We start from the raw sequence: 17,361 nt of genomic DNA, 5'->3' as shown, positions 1-17,361 counted from the left end.
TGCCGCGCGGCGGGGACTATGCTCGGTGCATGGGTCCAATCCTGATAACCGAGCAAGGCGTGCGCAAGGTGCAGCGGCGCACCGTGGCGCTGCTGGGCACGGCCCAAGTTTTTGGCGGCATTGGTACCGGCGCCACGGTGTCCATCGGGTCGATCCTCGCCGTCGAGCTGTCAGGGTCCAGTGCCTGGGCAGGTGCCGTGGCCACGGTCATGACGCTGGGAGCGGCGCTGGCAGCACTGCCTCTGGCCGCCCTGGCAGACCGCCGGGGACGCCGGATCGGTCAGGTAGCCGGGCTGTCCGCGGCCCTGGCGGGTGCGGTGCTGATGGTGCTCGCGGTGGTGTCCGGCCTCTTCGTCCTGCTGGTGCTGGGGGCCGCCGGCATCGGAGTGGGCAGCGCCGCCAGCCTGCAGGCGCGGTTCGCGGCACTGGACCTTGCCGACCCCGAACACCGTGGCCTGGCCCTGTCAACGGTGGTCTGGGCCGTCACCATCGGCGCCGTCACCGGACCCAATCTGATCCAGCCCGGCACCGTGGTGGGCCAGGCCCTGGGTCTTCCGCCGGTCGCCGGGCCCTTCGTGATTTCCGGTGCGGGCCTGCTCCTGGCAGCTGCCCTGCTCTTTGTTGGGCTTCGGCCGGACCCGCTGCTGCTCGCCAGAGAACTGGCCGCGCAGCAGGCCCGTACGGGCTTGCAGGACGCGCAGGCTGTGGAGCAGGCGCCGGCGCCGCGGCTGGCAGGCCGTCCAGGCACCGGCCCTGCCGGAGAGGGCGCGCACGACGGCGGGACACTGGCCCGGGGACTGCGCGCCATCCGGGGTTCCCGGACCGCGCTCCTTGCCGTGGCCGCCGTCGTCGGAGCCCACGCCGTGATGGTGGGCGTGATGTCCATGACGCCCCTGCACCTGCAGGAACTGGTGGAGGGGCCGGGCGCCAGCCACGCAGGCCACACGGCGTCCGGTGATGTACTGGTGATCATCGGGTTCACCATCTCGCTGCACATCGCCGGAATGTTCGCCCTGTCACCGGTAATGGGCTGGCTGACGGACAAGGCAGGCAGGGCCCAGACCATCATGATCGGTTTCACCCTGCTGATTGCGGCCGTTGCTGTTGCCGGGTTCGGCCAGGCATCCACGGCGGCCGTGGCCGTGGGCCTGGTCCTGCTGGGCCTGGGCTGGTCCGCGGCCACCGTGTCCGGCTCCACGCTGCTGGCCGAAAGCGTGGCGCAGGAGTCGCGGGTTGCGGTCCAGGGCGTTTCCGACATGCTGATGGGTGCTGCCGGCGCCGTGGGCGGGGCAGTGTCCGGCCTGGTCCTCAGCTGGACGGGCTACCTGGGGCTCAACCTCCTGGGAGGTGCCGTGGGCGCAGCTGTCCTGGCCGCCGCGTTCATGACCGTCATGGCCGGGCGGCGGCAGTCAGCGGCCGCCTGACCGTGCCATGCCCAGGAGCCGGGCGAAGATCCCTTCCCCGTCGTCGGCGATGCCGTCATGGTGGAAGTCCCCCGACTCCCACACCTGCAGCCCGCGGACGGCGGACGCCGTTTCCAGGGACAGTTTCCGGTCCACATAGATATCGTCCGAGTAGACGGCGGCGGCCACCGGAACCGTGTTGGCTGCCAGCTGCCCGCGATCGTAGAGCTGTTTCCAGTCATCTTTGGCGGCCAGCAGTTCCGCCACCTCCCGGAGGGGCTGAAGGGCCGGGTCCTGCTCGAAATACCAGGGATAGACCATTTCGCCGGTCAGGAGCAGCGGCTCCGCGTCAGGCTTGAACTCCGGATACTCGTCCAGGACGCGCCAGGCCGCCCAGCCGGTGGCCTGGCCCTGGCCGTAGATGGACTCGTGCATCAGCGCGTAGAGGGGATTGGAGCGGCGGGACACGATGCCCTGCACCTGGTCCAGGAAGGCGTCGGAAAGCCGTGGGCCTGCGGCGGTTTCCGTGAACGCATCCTCCAGCAGGTGGTGCAGGCTGTCCACCCTGGTGTTGCCGCCGAGGAATGCCCCCACCATCTGGAAGCGCTCCACGGTGAGCGGACCGCCGTCCGGCAGGTATTCCGTGGTGTGCCGCAGGTGGCGGGCAATCCGCTCAACCGCGGCACGGTCCTCCGGGTACCAGGCAAAGTACTCGGCGTTCCGGGCGGCCACGCGCTGGAACGTGGCGCGGTAGACGTCGTCGGCCGGGCCGGCCAGGGGCGCAAGGCCGCCGGTGACCAGTACTTCCCGAAGTCCCTGCGGGGCAAAGGACAGGTAGGTCAGGGCACAAAAGCCGCCGTAGCTCTGCCCGTACACCGTCCACGGGTCCGCCCCCAGGGCTTCGCGGACCAGCTCGGCGTCGGCCACGATGGAATCGGCCCGGAAGTGTTCCAGGTACGCTGCCTGGGTCGCGGCCGGTCCGCGCAGCGGAAGCGTGGTGCGGTCAATGGGCGAGGAGAGGCCGGTGCCCCGCTGGTCCAGCATCAGGATCCGGAAGTCCCTGGCGGCCGCCTTGCTCCAGCCGCCCAGGGATCCGAACCTGTTGCCCCGCCCGCCCGGGCCGCCCTGGAGGAAAAGCAGCCACGGAAGCTCCGCAGCCTGTTCCTCGGAGTGCGCGGCCGAGACGTACTCCCGGGCAAAAACGGTGATGGTTTCGCCGCCGGGGGAGCCGCCGAAGTGGTCCAGCGGCACCCTGAAGAAGTGTTCAGCGGTGCGCATGCCACGGAACTCGTGCCGTGCCCTTACCTCGTGCTGGACCCGGACCGTCGGGCCGGCCGGAGCCGGCATCCGTGCGTCAGCCATTGGCGCGGGCCGGGACGGCACTGCCGAACTGTTCGAGCGCCTGGCCGGTGAGCCGGAACGTGGACCAGCCGTCCATGGGCCTGGCGCCCAGGCTGCGGTAGAAGTTGATGGAGGGCTCGTTCCAGTCCAGGACGCTCCATTCCACCCTGGCGTATCCGTTCTCTACTGCGGTGGCTGCAAGGTGCTGGAGCAGCGCCTTTCCGTGCCCTTCGCCGCGGGCCTCCGGGCTGACGTAGAGGTCCTCCAGGTAGATGCCGTGCACGCCTTCCCAGGTGGAATAGTTCAGGAACCAGAGTGCGAAACCCTGGATTTCCCCTGCCTGGTTTTCCGCCATGGCTGCGAACACGCGCGGGTTCTCGCCGAACAGCACTTCCTGGAGCATTTCCGGTGTGTTCCGGACGGCGTCCGGCTCCTTCTCGTAGTGCGCCAGTTCGTGGATCATCCGAAGGATCGCGGGTACGTCTTGCCGGGTTGCGGGGCGGATTACACTCATTGTTCGAGCTTACCGTCAGGTTCCAGGTCCGGCGTGTGACCGCTCAAAGCCGGTTGACCTCCGTCACCCTGATCACAGCCGTTCCGGTTTCGTCCGAGGCGGCCAGGTCGACCTCGGCGGAAATTCCCCAGTCGTGGTTGCCGGCCGGATCGTCGAAAATCTGCCGGACCTTCCACTGGTCCCGTTCCTCGGTGATGATGAGCAGTGCCGGTCCGCGGGCATCCGGCCCGGTTCCGATGTCGTCGTGTTCGTCGAAGTAGTCATCCAGGGCGTCTTCCCAGCGCTCGGCGTTCCAGCCTGCGGCGCCGTCGAGTTCGCCCAGCGCTGCCGCGTCCTCGTCAGCAAAGAGTTCCACGCGGCGGAACATCTCGTTGCGGACCATAACCCGGAAGGCCCGGATGTTGGACGTGAGCGACGGCGGGGGAGGCGGGGGAGCGTCATGCGGTGTGGGTGCCAGGCCGGACGCAAGTTCCTCCCATTCGTCCAGGAGGCTGGAGTCCACCTGCCGGACCAGCTCGCCGAGCCACGCGACGAGGTCCTCCAGGTCATCGCGGAGCATGTCCTGCGGCACAGTCTGGCGGAGGGCCTTGAAGGCGTCCGCGAGGTACCGCAGGACGATGCCCTCCGACCGGGCCAGTCCGTAGAACTGGACGAACTCGCCGAAGTTCATGGCGCGCTCGTACATGTCCCGGACCACCGACTTGGGCGCCAGCTCGAAGTCCCCCACCCAGGGCGCGGCCTTCCGGTACACCTCGAAGGCTTCGCCCAGGATTTCCGCCAGGGGCTGGGGGTAGGTGACGCTGTCCAGTATGGCCATCCGCTGGTCGTAGTCGATGCCGTCCGCCTTCATGGCCGCCACCGCTTCGCCGCGGGCCTTCTTCTGCTGGGCGGAGAGGATCTGGCGCGGCTTCTCCAGGGTCGCCTCGATCACGGAGACAACGTCCAGGGCGTACGACGGCGACTCCGGGTCCAGGAGTTCCAGGGCGGCAAGTGCGAAGGGGGACAGCGGCTGGTTGAGTGCGAAGTTCGGCTGGAGGTGCACGGTCAGCCGGACCGTGCGGCCATCCGCTCCCTGCTCGTCGGCCGGGATCCGTTCCACGACTTCCGCCGCGAGCAACTCCCTGTATATGCCCAGCGCCTTCTTCATGAGCTGCAGCTGGGAGGACCTGGACTCGTGGTTTTCGGTCAGCAGGCGGCGGGCAGCGGCGAACGGGTCGCCGGGGCGTTCCATCAGGTTCATCAGCATTGCGTGGGTCACGTTGAAACTCGATGTCAACGGGTCCGGCACCGATTCGACGAGCCGTTTGAACGTTGGTTCGCCCCAGCTCACGAACCCCTCCGGCGGCTTCTTCTTGACCACCTGGCGGAGCTTCTTCTGGTCGTCACCGAATTTGGCGACGGCCTTGGCCATGGCCTTCACATTTTCGGTCACGTGCTCGGGTGCCTGGACCACCACGGTCCCGGCAGTGTCGTACCCGGCCCGGCCGGCCCTGCCCGCAATCTGGTGGAACTCACGGGAGTTAAGCAGGCGGGTGCGGACGCCGTCGTATTTGCTCAGGGCGGTCAGGAGGACGGTGCGGATGGGCACGTTGATGCCCACCCCCAGGGTGTCAGTGCCGCAAATGACCTTCAGCAGCCCCGCCTGGGCGAGCTGTTCCACCAGCCGGCGGTACTTGGGGAGCATCCCCGCGTGGTGCACGCCGATGCCGTGGCGGACCAGCCGGTTCAGCGTCTTGCCGAAGCCGGCGGCGAACCGGAAGTTCGCGATCAGCTCGGCGATCGCGTCCTTTTCCTCGCGGGTGCAGACGTTGATGCTCATCAGGGTCTGGGCGCGGTCGATCGCTTCGATCTGGCTGAAGTGCACCACGTACACCGGCACCTGTTTGGTGGAGAGCAGTTCCTCCAGGGTCTCGTGGACCGGCGTCTCGTGGTAGTAGTAATGCAGCGGAATGGGCCGCTCGGCTGAACTCACCGTGGTGGTGGGCCGCCCGGTCAGATGCGTCAGGCCTTCCTCGAACCGGCTGACGTCGCCCAGCGTGGCAGACATCAGGAGGAACTGTGCCTGCGGGAGCTCCAGCAGGGGCACCTGCCAGGCCCAGCCGCGCTGCGGGTCGGAGTAGAAATGGAACTCGTCCATGATGACGGTCCCCAGCTCCGCGGCCGCGCCTTCGCGGAGTGCGGTGTTGGCCAGGATCTCCGCCGTGCAGCAGATGATGGGGGCATCCTGGTTCACGCCGGAATCGCCCGTGATCATCCCGACGTTCTCCGCACCAAAGATGTCGCACAGGGCAAAAAACTTCTCGGAGACCAGCGCCTTGATGGGCGCAGTGTAGTAACTGCGGCGGCCCTGGGCCATGGCCTGGAAGTGGGCGGCGATGGCCACCAGGGACTTCCCGGACCCGGTGGGCGTCGCCAAAATGACGTTGGCCCCGGTTGCCAGCTCCATGATGGCCTCGTCCTGTGCCGGATACAGGGCAAGTCCCCGGCTTTCTGTCCACTCCACAAACCGGGTATAGAGGTCATCGGGGTCGACGCCGGCAGGCAGGCTGGGGGCGGAAAGTTGGGTCAGCTGATCAACGAGTTTCATTGATTTCCAGCTTAGTGCCCGGCCGGGCCCGGGTTTCCGCCGGGCCCGGGATAGGCTTCGCCCGTAGACGTGACGGCTTCAAGACGTGGAGATGGACATGGAATGGGATCCGGCGAAATACGTCCAGTTCGGCGATTACCGGGATCGGCCCTTTTTCGACCTGACGGGGAGGGTCCACGCGGACCGTCCGGTACAAGTGGTGGACCTTGGCTGCGGACCGGGAAACCTGACAGCGACGCTGGCGGAGCGCTGGCCCTCCGCGGACGTGGTGGGGGTCGACTCCTCTGCCGAGATGCTGGCCAAAGCGGCGGCGCTGGCCGGGGCGGGCGGGGGCCTGCGCTTCGAGCAGGCTGACATCGCCGGCTGGAAGCCCTCCACGGAGACTGATGTGGTGGTGAGCAATGCCGCCCTCCAGTGGGTGCCGGGCCACCAGGAGATGATGCGTGCGTGGCTGGATGCCCTCCGGCCCGGCGCCTGGTTCGCCCTGCAGGTTCCTGGAAACTTCAACGCCCCGTCCCACGCACTGATGCGCGGGCTGGCTGCCTCGGCGACGTGGGAGCCACAACTTGGCGGCGTCCTGCGGGGCGGGGAGTCGGTGGGCGAGCCTGCGGACTACCTCCGTATCCTTCTCGACGCCGGGTATGCAGCCGATGCCTGGGAGACCACCTACCAGCAGGTCCTGCCAGGCAGGGACGCTGTCCTGGAGTGGGTCCGCGGCACGGCGCTCCGCCCCGTCCTGGCTGCCCTGTCCGAGCCTGATGCCGCCCGGTTCGAGGCGGAGTACGCAGCAGCGCTCCGGGAGGCCTACCCACAGACCGGGCATGGCACGGTGTATCCCTTCCGCAGGATTTTTGCGGTGGGCCGCAAGAACCCATGACCAGGATCCAGCCGCTTGGGGACCTCGACAATGCAGTCACGTGGTGTGACAACAGTGGAAAGTGATCTGGCTTACAATAACGGGGTGGCTGATGGGGGAGAGGCTACCGCCGGCTGCCCCCTCGGCTGACTGACCTGAGTGGAGGTACGTTGCTGATCGGACTGATGAGGCGGCTGCTCGGGGCCCACAAGGCCCCTGTGGTTGCCATCGTTGTTCTCCAGTTGGTCCAGGCGGCCGCCACGCTGATGCTGCCTACGGTCAACGCCGCGATCATCGACGACGGGATCGTGGCCGGCAACAATGCGGTCATCACCGGCCTGGGCACCGTCATGGCGGCCGTGGCCGTCGTCCAGGCAGCGGCTGCCATAGCGGCCGGCTACCTGGCGGCCGTGGTGGCAATGAGGATCGGACACCAGCTTCGGGCCGAAATTTTTACCAAGATCCAGTCACTGTCCTCGCAGGAAGTGGCAGCCTTCGGCACCCAGAGCCTTACCACCCGGGCCACCAATGACACCCAGCAGATCCAGGCCTTCTCCGTGCTGGTGTTCACCATGCTGGTAGCGGGACCGGCAATGGGCCTGGGCGGCATCGTCCTTGCCCTCCAGCAGGACGTGGCACTGTCTGCGGTGGTGATCGTCATCGTGCCGGTGCTCCTGCTGATCATGTACCTCATCGTTCGGCGCCTCATTCCCCTCTACCGCGAGGGCCAGGACCTCCTGGACCGCGCCGGCGGCATCCTCCGCGAACAGATCATGGGAGCCAATGTCATCCGTGCCTTCGTCCGCCAGGACCACGAGGTCCGGCGCTTCGCGCGGACCAACAGCAGCCTGACGGCCAACAATCTCCAGTCAGCCCTCCTGGTGGCAGGAATGCTGCCGCTGATCATGCTCGTGGTGAACATTTCTTCCGTGGCCGTTGTGTGGCTGGGCGGCCACCGGATCCAGGCGGGCCTGATGAACATCGGGGCGCTGGCCGCCTTCATCGCCTATATCCTGCAAATCCTGCTGGCCATCATGATGGCGATGTACGTCCTGATGACGGCGCCGCGGGCAGCAGTCTGCGCGGAGCGTATCGGAGCGGTCCTCACCACTGAACCGTCGGTACGCGATCCGCAGGATACCGGAGCCGGGCCACGGACGGCGGGCAGCGGCTTCCTGCAGGACGCCAAGGGTGTTGTGAAGTTCAATCGGGTGGGTTTTTCCTATCCTGGCGCGGAAGAGCCAGTCCTGGCGGAGATCACCTTCACTGCCGGGCCGGGAACCACCACGGCCATCGTGGGCTCTACAGGCAGTGGTAAGTCCACACTGCTCAACCTGATTCCCCGGTTCCTCGATTCCACGGCAGGGACCATCAGCCTGGATGGTGTGGACATCAAGGACCTGCCGCTGGACACCCTGCGCGCAGCCATGTCGATCGTCCCCCAGCACTCCCACCTGTTTTCGGGCACCATTGCCGACAACCTCCGGATGGCCGCGCCGGATGCCACGGATGAAGAGTTATGGGATGCCCTTGAGGCAGCGCAGACCATGCGGTTCATGCGTGAGCTGCCGCTGGGGCTTGCCACGCCCGTAGGCCAGGGCGGAACGAATCTTTCCGGCGGCCAGCGCCAGCGGCTGTGCATCACGAGGGCCCTTCTCCGCAAGAGTCCGCTCTACCTGTTCGACGACAGCTTTTCGGCCCTGGACTACGACACCGACACCAGGCTGCGGCAGGCGCTGGCAGCCCGGCTCACTGACGCCACGGTGATTGTGGTGGCGGAACGGATCTCCGCCGTCGAGAACGCGGACCTTATTTTGGTCCTCGACGGCGGACGGCTGGTGGCGCAGGGTACGCACCTGGAGCTGCTGGAAACTTCGTCAACCTACCGGGAGATTGCAGACTCGCAGCTGGCGCTGGACGGACCGGCGTGACGCCGCCGGCTGCAGCTCCCGGAGCGGCTGAAAAGTTCTGGCCTACGGCCAGACGGCTCCTGGGCCGGCTGCGGCCGTTCAGGCGTTTCATGCTCGGCGCCGTGGCGGCCACGTGCGCCTTCGCGGGACTCAACGTGGCGGCGCCGAAATACCTGGGCGACGCCACGGACGTGGTGGTGGAAGGGGTGTTCCAGGGAGCTTTGGACCACGGGCGGCTTGGCTTCCTGCTGGCCGGCGTTTCCCTGATGTATGTCCTTGCTTCACTGTTCAACTGGATCCAGGGCGCGCTGACGGCCCGTTCCGTCCAGGGGCTCATGTACGGCCTGCGGGCTGCGCTGGAGGACAAGCTGCACCGGCTGCCGTCCGCCTATTTCCGGGAACGGTCCCGGGGCGACGTCCTGAGCCGTGCCACGAACGACATCGACAATATTGCCCAGGCCATGAACCAGCTCCTGACGCAGTTGATCATGTCCGTCCTGATGCTGTGCGGGTCCCTGGCCATGATGCTCTGGATCTCGCCCCTGCTCGCAGCGATCGCCATTGCCACCGTGCCGCTGTCCACCCTGATCACCGTTCTCGTGGCCCGCAGTTCGCAGGCACACTTCGCAGGGCAGTGGACGGAGACCGGCGAGCTGAATGCGCACGTAGAGGAGTTTGTCTCAGGACACGAGGTCATCAAGGCCTTCGGGCACCAGGCCCAGGCCGCAGAGACTTTCGGCCGGAGCAATGACAGGCTTGCGCGCGCAGCCACGAAAGCCCAGTACTCGGCCGGTATGGTGCAGCCCCTGATGGTGCTGATCTCCAACCTCAACTACATCGCCGTGGCCGTGGTGGGTGCCCTCCAGGTCATCGCCGGCGCCATGACCATCGGCGGGATCCAGGCTTTCATCCAGTTCAGCAGGCTTTTCACCCAGCCAGTGGGACAGATCGGCGGCATGCTGAACCTTATCCAGTCCTGCGTGGCCTCCGCCGCGCGCGTTTTTGCCCTCCTTGATACGGAGGAGGATCCTCCGGAACCCGCGGAGGCCAAAGCGGTACCGCCGGGCGGACGCATCGAGTTCAATGACGTCACCTTCGGCTATCCGGAATCTGCCCCGGCAGTACACAACCTCTCCTTTTTCGTGGAGCCCGGCCAGACGGTGGCCATCGTGGGGCACACGGGGGCGGGCAAGACCACAGTGGTGAACCTCCTGATGCGGTTCTACGAGCCCGGCTCCGGCCGGATAACCATGGGGGGGACGGACATTGCCGCCATGTCCCGGGACCGGCTCCGGGAGCAGTTCGGGGTAGTGCTGCAGGATGCATGGCTCTTCGCCGGCACCATCCGGGAAAACATTGCCTACGGCCGGCCGGGGGCTACGGAGAGCTGCATTACCGCGGCGGCGGAGGCCAGTTACGTGGACAGGTTCGTGAGGGCGTTGCCCTGCGGTTACGACACAGTCCTGGAAAACGGTGGTGAACCCCTGAGCCAGGGCCAGCGGCAACTGCTCACCATCGCCCGCGCGCAACTGGCCGGCAGGGCGGTCCTGATCCTGGACGAAGCCACGAGCTCTGTTGACTCCAGGACCGAGCTCCTGATCCGCCAGGCCATGCAGCGCTTGCGGCAGGGCAGGACCAGCTTCGTCATAGCCCACCGTTTGTCCACCATCCGCAACGCTGATCTAATTCTGGTCATGGACCATGGACGCATCGTTGAGCAGGGCACGCACCACAGCCTCCTGGCTGCCAACAGCTACTACGCCCGGCTGCACAACGCCCAGTTCTCCGCCGGCACGGGCCGGACTGGCGCTCTCGAGGCGGGCATATGACGCCGGCAGCCGGCTTTCCCGGAACGTGGAGGCCCAACACCGCCAGCACTGTGGCGTTGTACGAGCAGCTCCGGCTGCACGTCATCCACCTGGCCGACAACGGATCCCTCCCTCCCGGAACCAGGCTGCCCGCGGTCCGCGCCCTGGCCGAGGTCCTGGACGTTGCGCCGCACACGGTGGCCCGGGCCTATAAGGAGCTCGAGGCGGCCGGAATCGTGGCGACCCGCGGCCGGAACGGCACGGTGGTGTGTGCACGTGATGAACGTCTCGGCGGGCTCTCCGCCGCGGCCGCAGCCTACGCCGCCGCCGCCAAGGCGCAGGGCGCCACGTTCGCCGAGGCCGTGAAGCTGCTGGCCGCGGCCTACGATGTTCCCTGAGGGCGGAACCGTGCAAGTTCGAAGAAGTTTTCGATTAGCATTATGGGGTGCCTAAAGCCGTAGCTGAAGAAACCTCCGCCCCCTCCACTGCATTAACTGTCCCCCCTGCGGCTGCCCCGCAGCGCCCGGACCTCTCCCGCCTTGTGGTGAAGGGCGCCCGCGAGCACAACCTCCGCAACGTGGACCTCGATCTGCCCCGGGACGCCATGATCGTCTTCACCGGGCTCTCCGGATCCGGGAAATCCTCCCTTGCCTTTGACACCATCTTCGCGGAGGGCCAGCGGCGCTACGTCGAATCGCTGTCCGCCTACGCCCGCCAGTTCCTGGGCCAGGTGGACAAGCCCGACGTCGATTTCATCGAGGGGTTGTCGCCGGCAGTCTCCATCGACCAGAAGTCCACCAGCAAGAACCCCCGCTCCACGGTGGGCACCATCACCGAAATCTACGACTACATGCGCCTGCTCTGGGCCCGTGTTGGCCGTCCCCACTGCCCCGTGTGCGGCGAGCCTGTGGCCAAGCAGACGCCCCAGCAGATCGTGGACCAGCTGCTGGAGCTTGACGAGGGCACCCGCTTCCAGGTGCTTGCTCCCGTGGTGCGCGGGCGCAAAGGCGAGTTTGTCGATCTTTTCAAGGAACTGACTGCCAAGGGCTACTCCCGCGCACGGGTGGACGGAAACCTGGTGCAGCTGAGCGATCCGCCCAAGCTCGGCAAGCAGTTCAAGCACACCATCGAGGTGGTCGTGGACCGCCTGGTGGTCAAGGAAGGCATCAGCCAGCGGCTCACGGACTCCATCGAGACTGCCCTGGGCCTGGCCGAGGGCCGCGTCCTGGCAGAGTTCGTGGACCTTGAGGCAGACGATCCCGGCCGGCTGCGGGCTTTCTCCGAAAACCTGGCCTGCCCCAACGAACACCCCCTTGCCATCGACGAGATTGAGCCCCGCTCCTTCTCGTTCAACAACCCCTTCGGCGCCTGCGCGGCCTGCAGCGGCATCGGCACAAAGCTGGAAGTGGACGAGGAACTGATCGTTCCCAACCCGGAACTCTCCCTGGGCGAGGGCGCCATCGCACCGTGGTCGCTGGGCACGGCCACCACGGAGTACTGGAACAGGCTGCTGGAGGGCCTGGCCAAGGAGCTCGGCTTCTCCATGGACACCCCGTGGGAGAAACTGGGCAAGGACGTCCGCCAGACCGTCCTGCACGGCAAGGACCACAAAGTGGTGGTGCAGTACCGGAACCGCTTTGGCCGGGAACGCAAATACAGCACCGGGTTCGAAGGCGCCATCCAGTACGTCCACCGCAAGCACGGCGAGACGGACTCGGACTGGGCCCGCGACCGCTACGAAGAGTACATGCGCCAGGTTCCCTGCCCCGCCTGCAACGGTGCCCGGCTCAACCCGGCGTCGTTGTCCGTGCTGATCAACGGCAAGTCGATTGCCGACGTCGCCGCCCTTCCCATGCGCGACTGCGCCGACTTCCTGAACAATCTGGTGCTGACCGGCCGCGAAGCGCAGATCGCCCACCAGGTGCTCAAGGAGATCCAAGCGCGCCTGACGTTCCTGCTGGATGTTGGCCTTGAATACCTGAACCTGGAACGTCCGTCCGCGACGCTTTCCGGCGGCGAGGCGCAGCGCATCCGCCTGGCGACCCAGATAGGTTCCGGCCTGGTGGGAGTCCTCTATGTGCTGGATGAGCCGTCCATCGGCCTGCACCAGCGGGACAACCGTCGGCTGATTGACACCCTCACCCGTCTGCGGGACATGGGAAACACGCTGATCGTCGTTGAACACGACGAAGACACCATCCATGTTGCCGACTGGATTGTGGACATCGGGCCCGGTGCGGGGGAGCACGGCGGCCAGGTGGTCCACTCCGGCTCCTATAAGGAGCTGCTGGACAACACTGCGTCGCTGACCGGAGACTACCTGTCCGGCCGCAAATCGATCGAAGTCCCCAAAAAGCGCCGCAAGTACGACAAGAAGCGGGAGCTGAAGGTTGTGGGGGCGCGGGAGAACAACCTCGTGAATGTGGACGCCGCCTTCCCGCTGGGCCTCTTCACCGCCGTTACCGGGGTGAGCGGCTCGGGCAAGTCCACCCTGGTCAACGAAATCCTGTACAAGGTCCTGGCCAACAAGCTCAACGGCGCCAAGCAGGTGGCTGGCCGGCACAAGACTGTCCAGGGCCTGGAACACCTGGACAAGGTTGTCCATGTGGACCAGAGCCCCATCGGCCGCACCCCGCGTTCCAACCCCGCCACGTACACGGGCGTCTTCGACAACATCCGGAAGCTCTTTGCCGAAACCACCGAAGCCAAGGTGCGCGGCTACCTTCCCGGCAGGTTCTCGTTCAACGTCAAGGGTGGCCGCTGCGAGGCCTGCTCCGGTGACGGCACCCTGAAAATCGAGATGAACTTCCTGCCGGACGTCTACGTCCCGTGCGAGGTATGCCATGGCGCACGCTACAACCGGGAAACCCTTGAGGTGCATTACAAGGGCAAGACCATCGCGGACGTCCTGAACATGCCTATCGAGGAGGGGGCGGAGTTCTTCGCTGCCTTCTCGCCGATCGCACGGCACCTCAACACGCTGGTGGACGTGGGGCTGGGCTACGTCCGGCTGGGCCAGCCCGCCACCACGCTCTCCGGCGGCGAGGCCCAGCGCGTCAAGCTGGCCGCGGAGCTGCAGAAGCGGTCCAACGGACGCAGTGTGTACGTCCTGGACGAGCCCACCACCGGGCTCCACTTCGAGGACATCCGCAAGCTGCTGATGGTCCTGCAGGGGCTGGTGGACAAGGGCAACACCGTGATCACCATCGAACACAACCTGGACGTCATCAAAAGCGCGGACTGGATCGTGGACCTGGGCCCTGACGGCGGTTCCGGCGGCGGCCAGGTGGTTGCGTCGGGAACACCGGAGCAGGTTGCCAAGTCCACCACCAGCCACACTGCTGCTTTCCTGGCCGAAATCCTGGAGTAGGACCGCACAAGTATTCCGTTCCGCGTATGCGAGTTTCAGGCATGAGTGCTGTCGTGAGAAACTAACCCGGTGACTCAAACAACAGTGCCCGTGATCTTTGACCTGGACGGCACTCTTGTCGATCCGGCCGGTGGGATAACAGACGGAATTGCCTCGGCGCTGCGTGCCGTGGGCCTGCCGGTTCCCGGCCAGGACCTGCTCCACTCGATGATCGGGCCGAAGCTCAGTGATGCCCTGCTGAACGTGGCACAGGTGCCGGCGGACCTGCTGGATGAGGTCATCCGTCTCTACCGCGAGTACTACGTTGCCACCGGAATCGCGCAGAGCCGCATCTACCCGGGCGTCCGCGAAGTCCTGGAAGCCTTCGCCGCAGCCGGGCTGCCGGTGGCTGTTGCCACCCAGAAACCGCAGCGCCTGGCCCGCACGGTACTGGAGCACCACGGCGTGGACGGGCTTTTCCACGGGATCCACGGTTCCGCGGATGACGAGAGCGCCGTGCAGGGGATCCCCCTGGGCAAGACCGAAATCATCGCCGCCGCACTCAGGGACCTGGACACGCAGCATGCCGTCATGGTGGGGGACCGGGCGCAGGACGTTTCCGGTGCCATCGCCAACGGCCTGGACTGCATCGGGGTGGCGTGGGGATTCGCCCCGGACGGCGAACTGGAAGAGGCAGGTGCCGTGGCCATCGTGGAAACTGCGGAAGGCCTCGCGGAACTGATCGGAAGGATGCAGGCTGTCCACGCGGCTGCCATGAGCGGGGTGACCAACGATGGCAATGTTTGATGCCGTACGCTGGACCACCCGCAGCCTGATCTCAGGCACCTGCCGGCCCACCGTCGTCGGACTTGAAAACGTCCCAACCGACGGGCCGTTCATCGTGGCCCCCAACCACCTTTCATTCTTCGACAGCGTCATTGTCCAGGCATTGATGCCCCGGCCCGTCGCGTTCTTCGCCAAAGCCGAATACTTCACCACCGGCGGCGTCAAGGGCAAGGTCATGAAAGCCTTCTTCGAGTCCGTCGGCTCCATCCCCGTGGAACGTGGCGAACAGGCAGCCAGCGTGCAGGCGCTCAAGACGCTGCTGGACATCCTGGAATCCGGCAAGGGCATCGGCATTTACCCCGAAGGCACGCGCTCCCGGGACGGGATCCTCTACCGCGGCCGCACCGGCGTGGGCTGGCTTGCCCTGACCACCGGCGCGCCGGTCATCCCTGTGGGCCTGATCGGAACCGAGAACCTCCAGCGCGCGGGAGAGAACGGCGTGCGGCCCCAGCACTTCACCATGAAGGTGGGGGAGCCGCTGTACTTCGATAAGACCGGCCCCGACCATTCGCTGCCGGCCCGCCGCGAAGTGACGGACCGCATCATGGACGCAATCGCCGAGCTCAGCGGCCAGGAACGGTCCACCAGCTACAACCAGAGCAAGACCGTGGAATAAGTCCTGCCGGCGCCTCAGTAGACTGTATAGGTGGCAAATCCAGCAAGTTACAGGCCGAAGACGGGTGAAATTCCCACCAACCCCGGGGTGTACCGGTTCCGCGACCAGCACGGCCGGGTGATCTACGTGGGAAAGGCGAAAAGCCTGCGCTCCCGCCTGAACTCCTACTTCGCCAACCCTGCCGGACTGCTGCCCAAGACCTACGCCATGGTCCACGCGGCCAGCAGCGTCGAATGGACCGTAGTGGGCAGCGAGCTAGAGTCGCTGCAGCTGGAATACACCTGGATCAAGGAATTCAAGCCGCGCTTCAACGTCGTCTTCCGGGACGACAAAACCTACCCTTACCTGGCCGTGACCCTGAACGAGAAGTATCCGCGCGTCCAGGTGATGCGCGGCGACAAGCGAAAGGGCACCCGCTACTTCGGCCCCTACACGGCCGGTGCCATCCGCGAGACCATGGACACCCTGCTCCGCGTCTTTCCGGTGCGGAGCTGCAGCGCCGGGGTGTTCAAGCGCGCGGAAGCCAGCGGCCGGCCGTGCCTCCTGGGCTACATCGACAAGTGTTCAGCCCCCTGCGTGGGCCGGATTTCCCCGCCGGACCACCGTGCCCTGGCCGAGGATTTCTGCGCGTTCATGGGCGGGGAGGCCAAACGCTTCATCGTCAAGCTGGAAAAGCAGATGGCCGAAGCCGTGGCCGAGCTTGACTACGAGCGCGCCGCCCGGGTCCGCGATGACATCACCGCCCTGCGCAAGGTCTTTGAGCGCAACGCCGTTGTCCTCGCAGACGAGACGGACGCCGATATCTTCGCCCTGCACGAGGACGAACTCGAAGCCGCCGTCCAGGTGTTCCACGTCCGCGGCGGCCGGATCCGCGGCCAGCGCGGCTGGGTGGTTGAAAAGGTGGAGGATTCCACCACCCCGGACCTTGTGGAGCATCTGCTGCAGCAGGTTTACGGTGAAGACGGCGACAGCCACGGGAGGCTGCCCCGGGAGGTCCTGGTTCCCGTCACCCCAAGCAACGCCGACGAGCTGGCGCAGTGGCTCAGCGGACTCCGGGGTGCAAAGGTTGACATCCGCGTGCCCCAGCGGGGGGACAAGGCCACCCTGCTGTCCACGGTCAGGGAGAACGCCGAACACGCCCTGAAACTCCACAAGACACGGCGCGCCGGGGACCTGACCGTGAGGTCCCAGGCACTCCAGGAGCTGCAGGATGCGCTTGACCTTCCAGTCCCGCTCCTGCGGATCGAATGCTTCGACGTCTCGCACGTGCAGGGAACCAACGTGGTGGCCTCCATGGTGGTCGTGGAAGACGGACTGCCCAAGAAATCCGACTACCGGAAGTTCTCGGTCACCGGACCCGCCGCAGCGGACGATACCGCGGCCATGCACGATGTTCTGACGCGCCGGTTCCGCCACTACCTCCAGGACAAGTCGGCGCAGGTGGATGAGGCCGCCCTGTCCGCTGACGGGCCGGACCTGGAGCAGGACCAGGGGCAGGAACCCGCGCAGGATCCCGCACACGGACAGGACAGTTCCCTGGACACCACCACGCCGGCGCCGCGGGCAAAGTTCGCCTATCCGCCCAACCTGGTGGTGGTGGACGGCGGCAAGCCGCAGGTCAACGCTGCAGCCCGCGCCCTCTCGGACCTGGGCATCGAGGACGTCTATGTGGTGGGCCTTGCCAAGCGCCTGGAGGAAGTATGGCTGCCGGACAGTGACTTCCCGGTGATCCTGCCCAGGACATCGCAGGGGCTGTACCTGCTGCAGCGGATCCGGGACGAGGCGCACCGGTTCGCCATCTCCTTCCACCGGCAAAAGCGGGGGAAAGCGATGACCGTTTCCGCCCTGGACGGGGTGCCTGGCCTTGGCGCGTCCAAGCGCAAGGCACTGCTGGCCCACTTCGGTTCGGTCAAGGGCGTCAAGGCCGCCTCGGCCGCGGAGCTGTCGCAGGCGAAAGGCATCGGGCCGGCCCTGGCCAGCGCGATCGTCAACCACTTCGCCCCGGACGGTGCCGGAGCGGCTCCGGTGCCGGCCATCAATATGACCACCGGCGAAGTGATCGAAACTTAGCGGACTTCGAAGAAACTTGGCTAGGGTAAAGAACGGGGTTTCCGCCAACGCGGCAGCCTGC

The 17,361-nt window shown here is 66.3% G+C and carries 12 protein-coding genes; 9 read left to right on the top strand and 3 right to left on the bottom strand.

What is annotated here, in order from left to right; translation table 11 throughout:
• The first annotated feature begins 29 nt into the window (after nucleotides 1-29).
• Nucleotides 30-1,424, top strand: a complete 1,395-nt coding sequence (locus NFU08_RS01065; RefSeq protein WP_251420160.1) for an MFS transporter — start codon at nucleotides 30-32, stop codon at nucleotides 1,422-1,424.
• Here the strand turns inward: NFU08_RS01065 and NFU08_RS01060 are convergent.
• From NFU08_RS01060 to NFU08_RS01050, 3 genes are read right to left on the bottom strand one after another with little or no spacing between them, the layout of a single operon-like run.
• On the bottom strand, nucleotides 1,410-2,765 hold the full coding sequence (locus NFU08_RS01060; RefSeq protein WP_251420159.1) for an alpha/beta fold hydrolase: 1,356 nt from the start codon (nucleotides 2,763-2,765) through the stop codon (nucleotides 1,410-1,412). The genes NFU08_RS01065 and NFU08_RS01060 overlap by 15 nt on opposite strands.
• Nucleotides 2,758-3,258, bottom strand: coding sequence for a GNAT family N-acetyltransferase (locus tag NFU08_RS01055; RefSeq protein ID WP_251420158.1), 501 nt, complete (start codon nucleotides 3,256-3,258; stop codon nucleotides 2,758-2,760). Before NFU08_RS01055 ends, NFU08_RS01060 begins: the two co-directional genes overlap by 8 nt.
• A 43-nt stretch (nucleotides 3,259-3,301) precedes the next feature.
• On the bottom strand, nucleotides 3,302-5,845 hold the full coding sequence (locus tag NFU08_RS01050) for an RNA helicase (RefSeq protein WP_251420157.1): 2,544 nt from the start codon (nucleotides 5,843-5,845) through the stop codon (nucleotides 3,302-3,304).
• 97 nt (nucleotides 5,846-5,942) lie between these two features.
• Between NFU08_RS01050 and NFU08_RS01045 the strand changes: the two genes are divergently transcribed.
• The 8 genes from NFU08_RS01045 (at nucleotide 5,943) to uvrC (ending at nucleotide 17,300) form a co-directional block, all read left to right on the top strand.
• Nucleotides 5,943-6,722 carry a trans-aconitate 2-methyltransferase gene (locus tag NFU08_RS01045; protein WP_251420156.1) on the top strand — a complete coding sequence of 260 codons (780 nt, stop codon included), beginning with the start codon at nucleotides 5,943-5,945 and terminating at the stop codon, nucleotides 6,720-6,722.
• A 149-nt stretch (nucleotides 6,723-6,871) separates the two neighbouring features.
• Nucleotides 6,872-8,632, top strand: a complete 1,761-nt coding sequence (locus tag NFU08_RS01040; RefSeq protein ID WP_251420155.1) for an ABC transporter ATP-binding protein — start codon at nucleotides 6,872-6,874, stop codon at nucleotides 8,630-8,632.
• A gap of 89 nt (nucleotides 8,633-8,721) precedes the next feature.
• The gene (locus NFU08_RS01035) at nucleotides 8,722-10,440 is read left to right on the top strand and encodes an ABC transporter ATP-binding protein (protein WP_251420154.1); all 1,719 of its coding nucleotides are present in this window, start codon (nucleotides 8,722-8,724) and stop codon (nucleotides 10,438-10,440) included.
• The gene (locus NFU08_RS01030; protein ID WP_174174594.1) at nucleotides 10,437-10,817 is read left to right on the top strand and encodes a GntR family transcriptional regulator; all 381 of its coding nucleotides are present in this window, start codon (nucleotides 10,437-10,439) and stop codon (nucleotides 10,815-10,817) included. Before NFU08_RS01035 ends, NFU08_RS01030 begins: the two co-directional genes overlap by 4 nt.
• A 47-nt stretch (nucleotides 10,818-10,864) precedes the next feature.
• A complete protein-coding gene (uvrA, locus tag NFU08_RS01025) occupies nucleotides 10,865-13,789 on the top strand; it encodes an excinuclease ABC subunit UvrA (RefSeq protein WP_174174592.1) in 2,925 nt (974 codons plus the stop codon).
• A gap of 69 nt (nucleotides 13,790-13,858) precedes the next feature.
• Nucleotides 13,859-14,575, top strand: coding sequence for an HAD hydrolase-like protein (locus NFU08_RS01020; protein WP_191034529.1), 717 nt, complete (start codon nucleotides 13,859-13,861; stop codon nucleotides 14,573-14,575).
• The gene (locus NFU08_RS01015) at nucleotides 14,562-15,230 is read left to right on the top strand and encodes a 1-acyl-sn-glycerol-3-phosphate acyltransferase (protein WP_251420153.1); all 669 of its coding nucleotides are present in this window, start codon (nucleotides 14,562-14,564) and stop codon (nucleotides 15,228-15,230) included. The genes NFU08_RS01020 and NFU08_RS01015 overlap by 14 nt, the downstream gene beginning before the upstream one ends.
• Nucleotides 15,231-15,260: 30 nt before the next feature.
• Nucleotides 15,261-17,300: an excinuclease ABC subunit UvrC gene (gene uvrC, locus NFU08_RS01010; protein WP_251420152.1), complete on the top strand. Its 2,040-nt coding sequence runs from the start codon at nucleotides 15,261-15,263 to the stop codon at nucleotides 17,298-17,300.
• Nucleotides 17,301-17,361 lie beyond the last annotated feature (61 nt).

The sequence above is a fragment of the Pseudarthrobacter sp. NCCP-2145 genome (genome assembly GCF_023708005.1).
Lineage (GTDB): Bacteria > Actinomycetota > Actinomycetes > Actinomycetales > Micrococcaceae > Arthrobacter > Arthrobacter oxydans.
The sequence above is the reverse complement of the archived record's forward strand: the minus strand, read 5'-3'. Positions and strand labels throughout refer to the sequence as shown.

What these genes read in the sequence shown, in the direction of transcription:
- NFU08_RS01065 (WP_251420160.1), top strand. Translation starts at nt 30, where the DNA reads ATGGGTCCAATCCTGATAACCGAGCAAGGCGTGCGCAAGGTGCAGCGG.
- NFU08_RS01060 (WP_251420159.1), bottom strand. Translation starts at nt 2,765, where the DNA reads ATGGCTGACGCACGGATGCCGGCTCCGGCCGGCCCGACGGTCCGGGTC.
- NFU08_RS01055 (WP_251420158.1), bottom strand. Translation starts at nt 3,258, where the DNA reads ATGAGTGTAATCCGCCCCGCAACCCGGCAAGACGTACCCGCGATCCTT.
- NFU08_RS01050 (WP_251420157.1), bottom strand. Translation starts at nt 5,845, where the DNA reads ATGAAACTCGTTGATCAGCTGACCCAACTTTCCGCCCCCAGCCTGCCT.
- NFU08_RS01045 (WP_251420156.1), top strand. Translation starts at nt 5,943, where the DNA reads ATGGAATGGGATCCGGCGAAATACGTCCAGTTCGGCGATTACCGGGAT.
- NFU08_RS01035 (WP_251420154.1), top strand. Translation starts at nt 8,722, where the DNA reads ATGCTCGGCGCCGTGGCGGCCACGTGCGCCTTCGCGGGACTCAACGTG.
- NFU08_RS01030 (WP_174174594.1), top strand. Translation starts at nt 10,437, where the DNA reads ATGACGCCGGCAGCCGGCTTTCCCGGAACGTGGAGGCCCAACACCGCC.
- NFU08_RS01015 (WP_251420153.1), top strand. Translation starts at nt 14,562, where the DNA reads ATGGCAATGTTTGATGCCGTACGCTGGACCACCCGCAGCCTGATCTCA.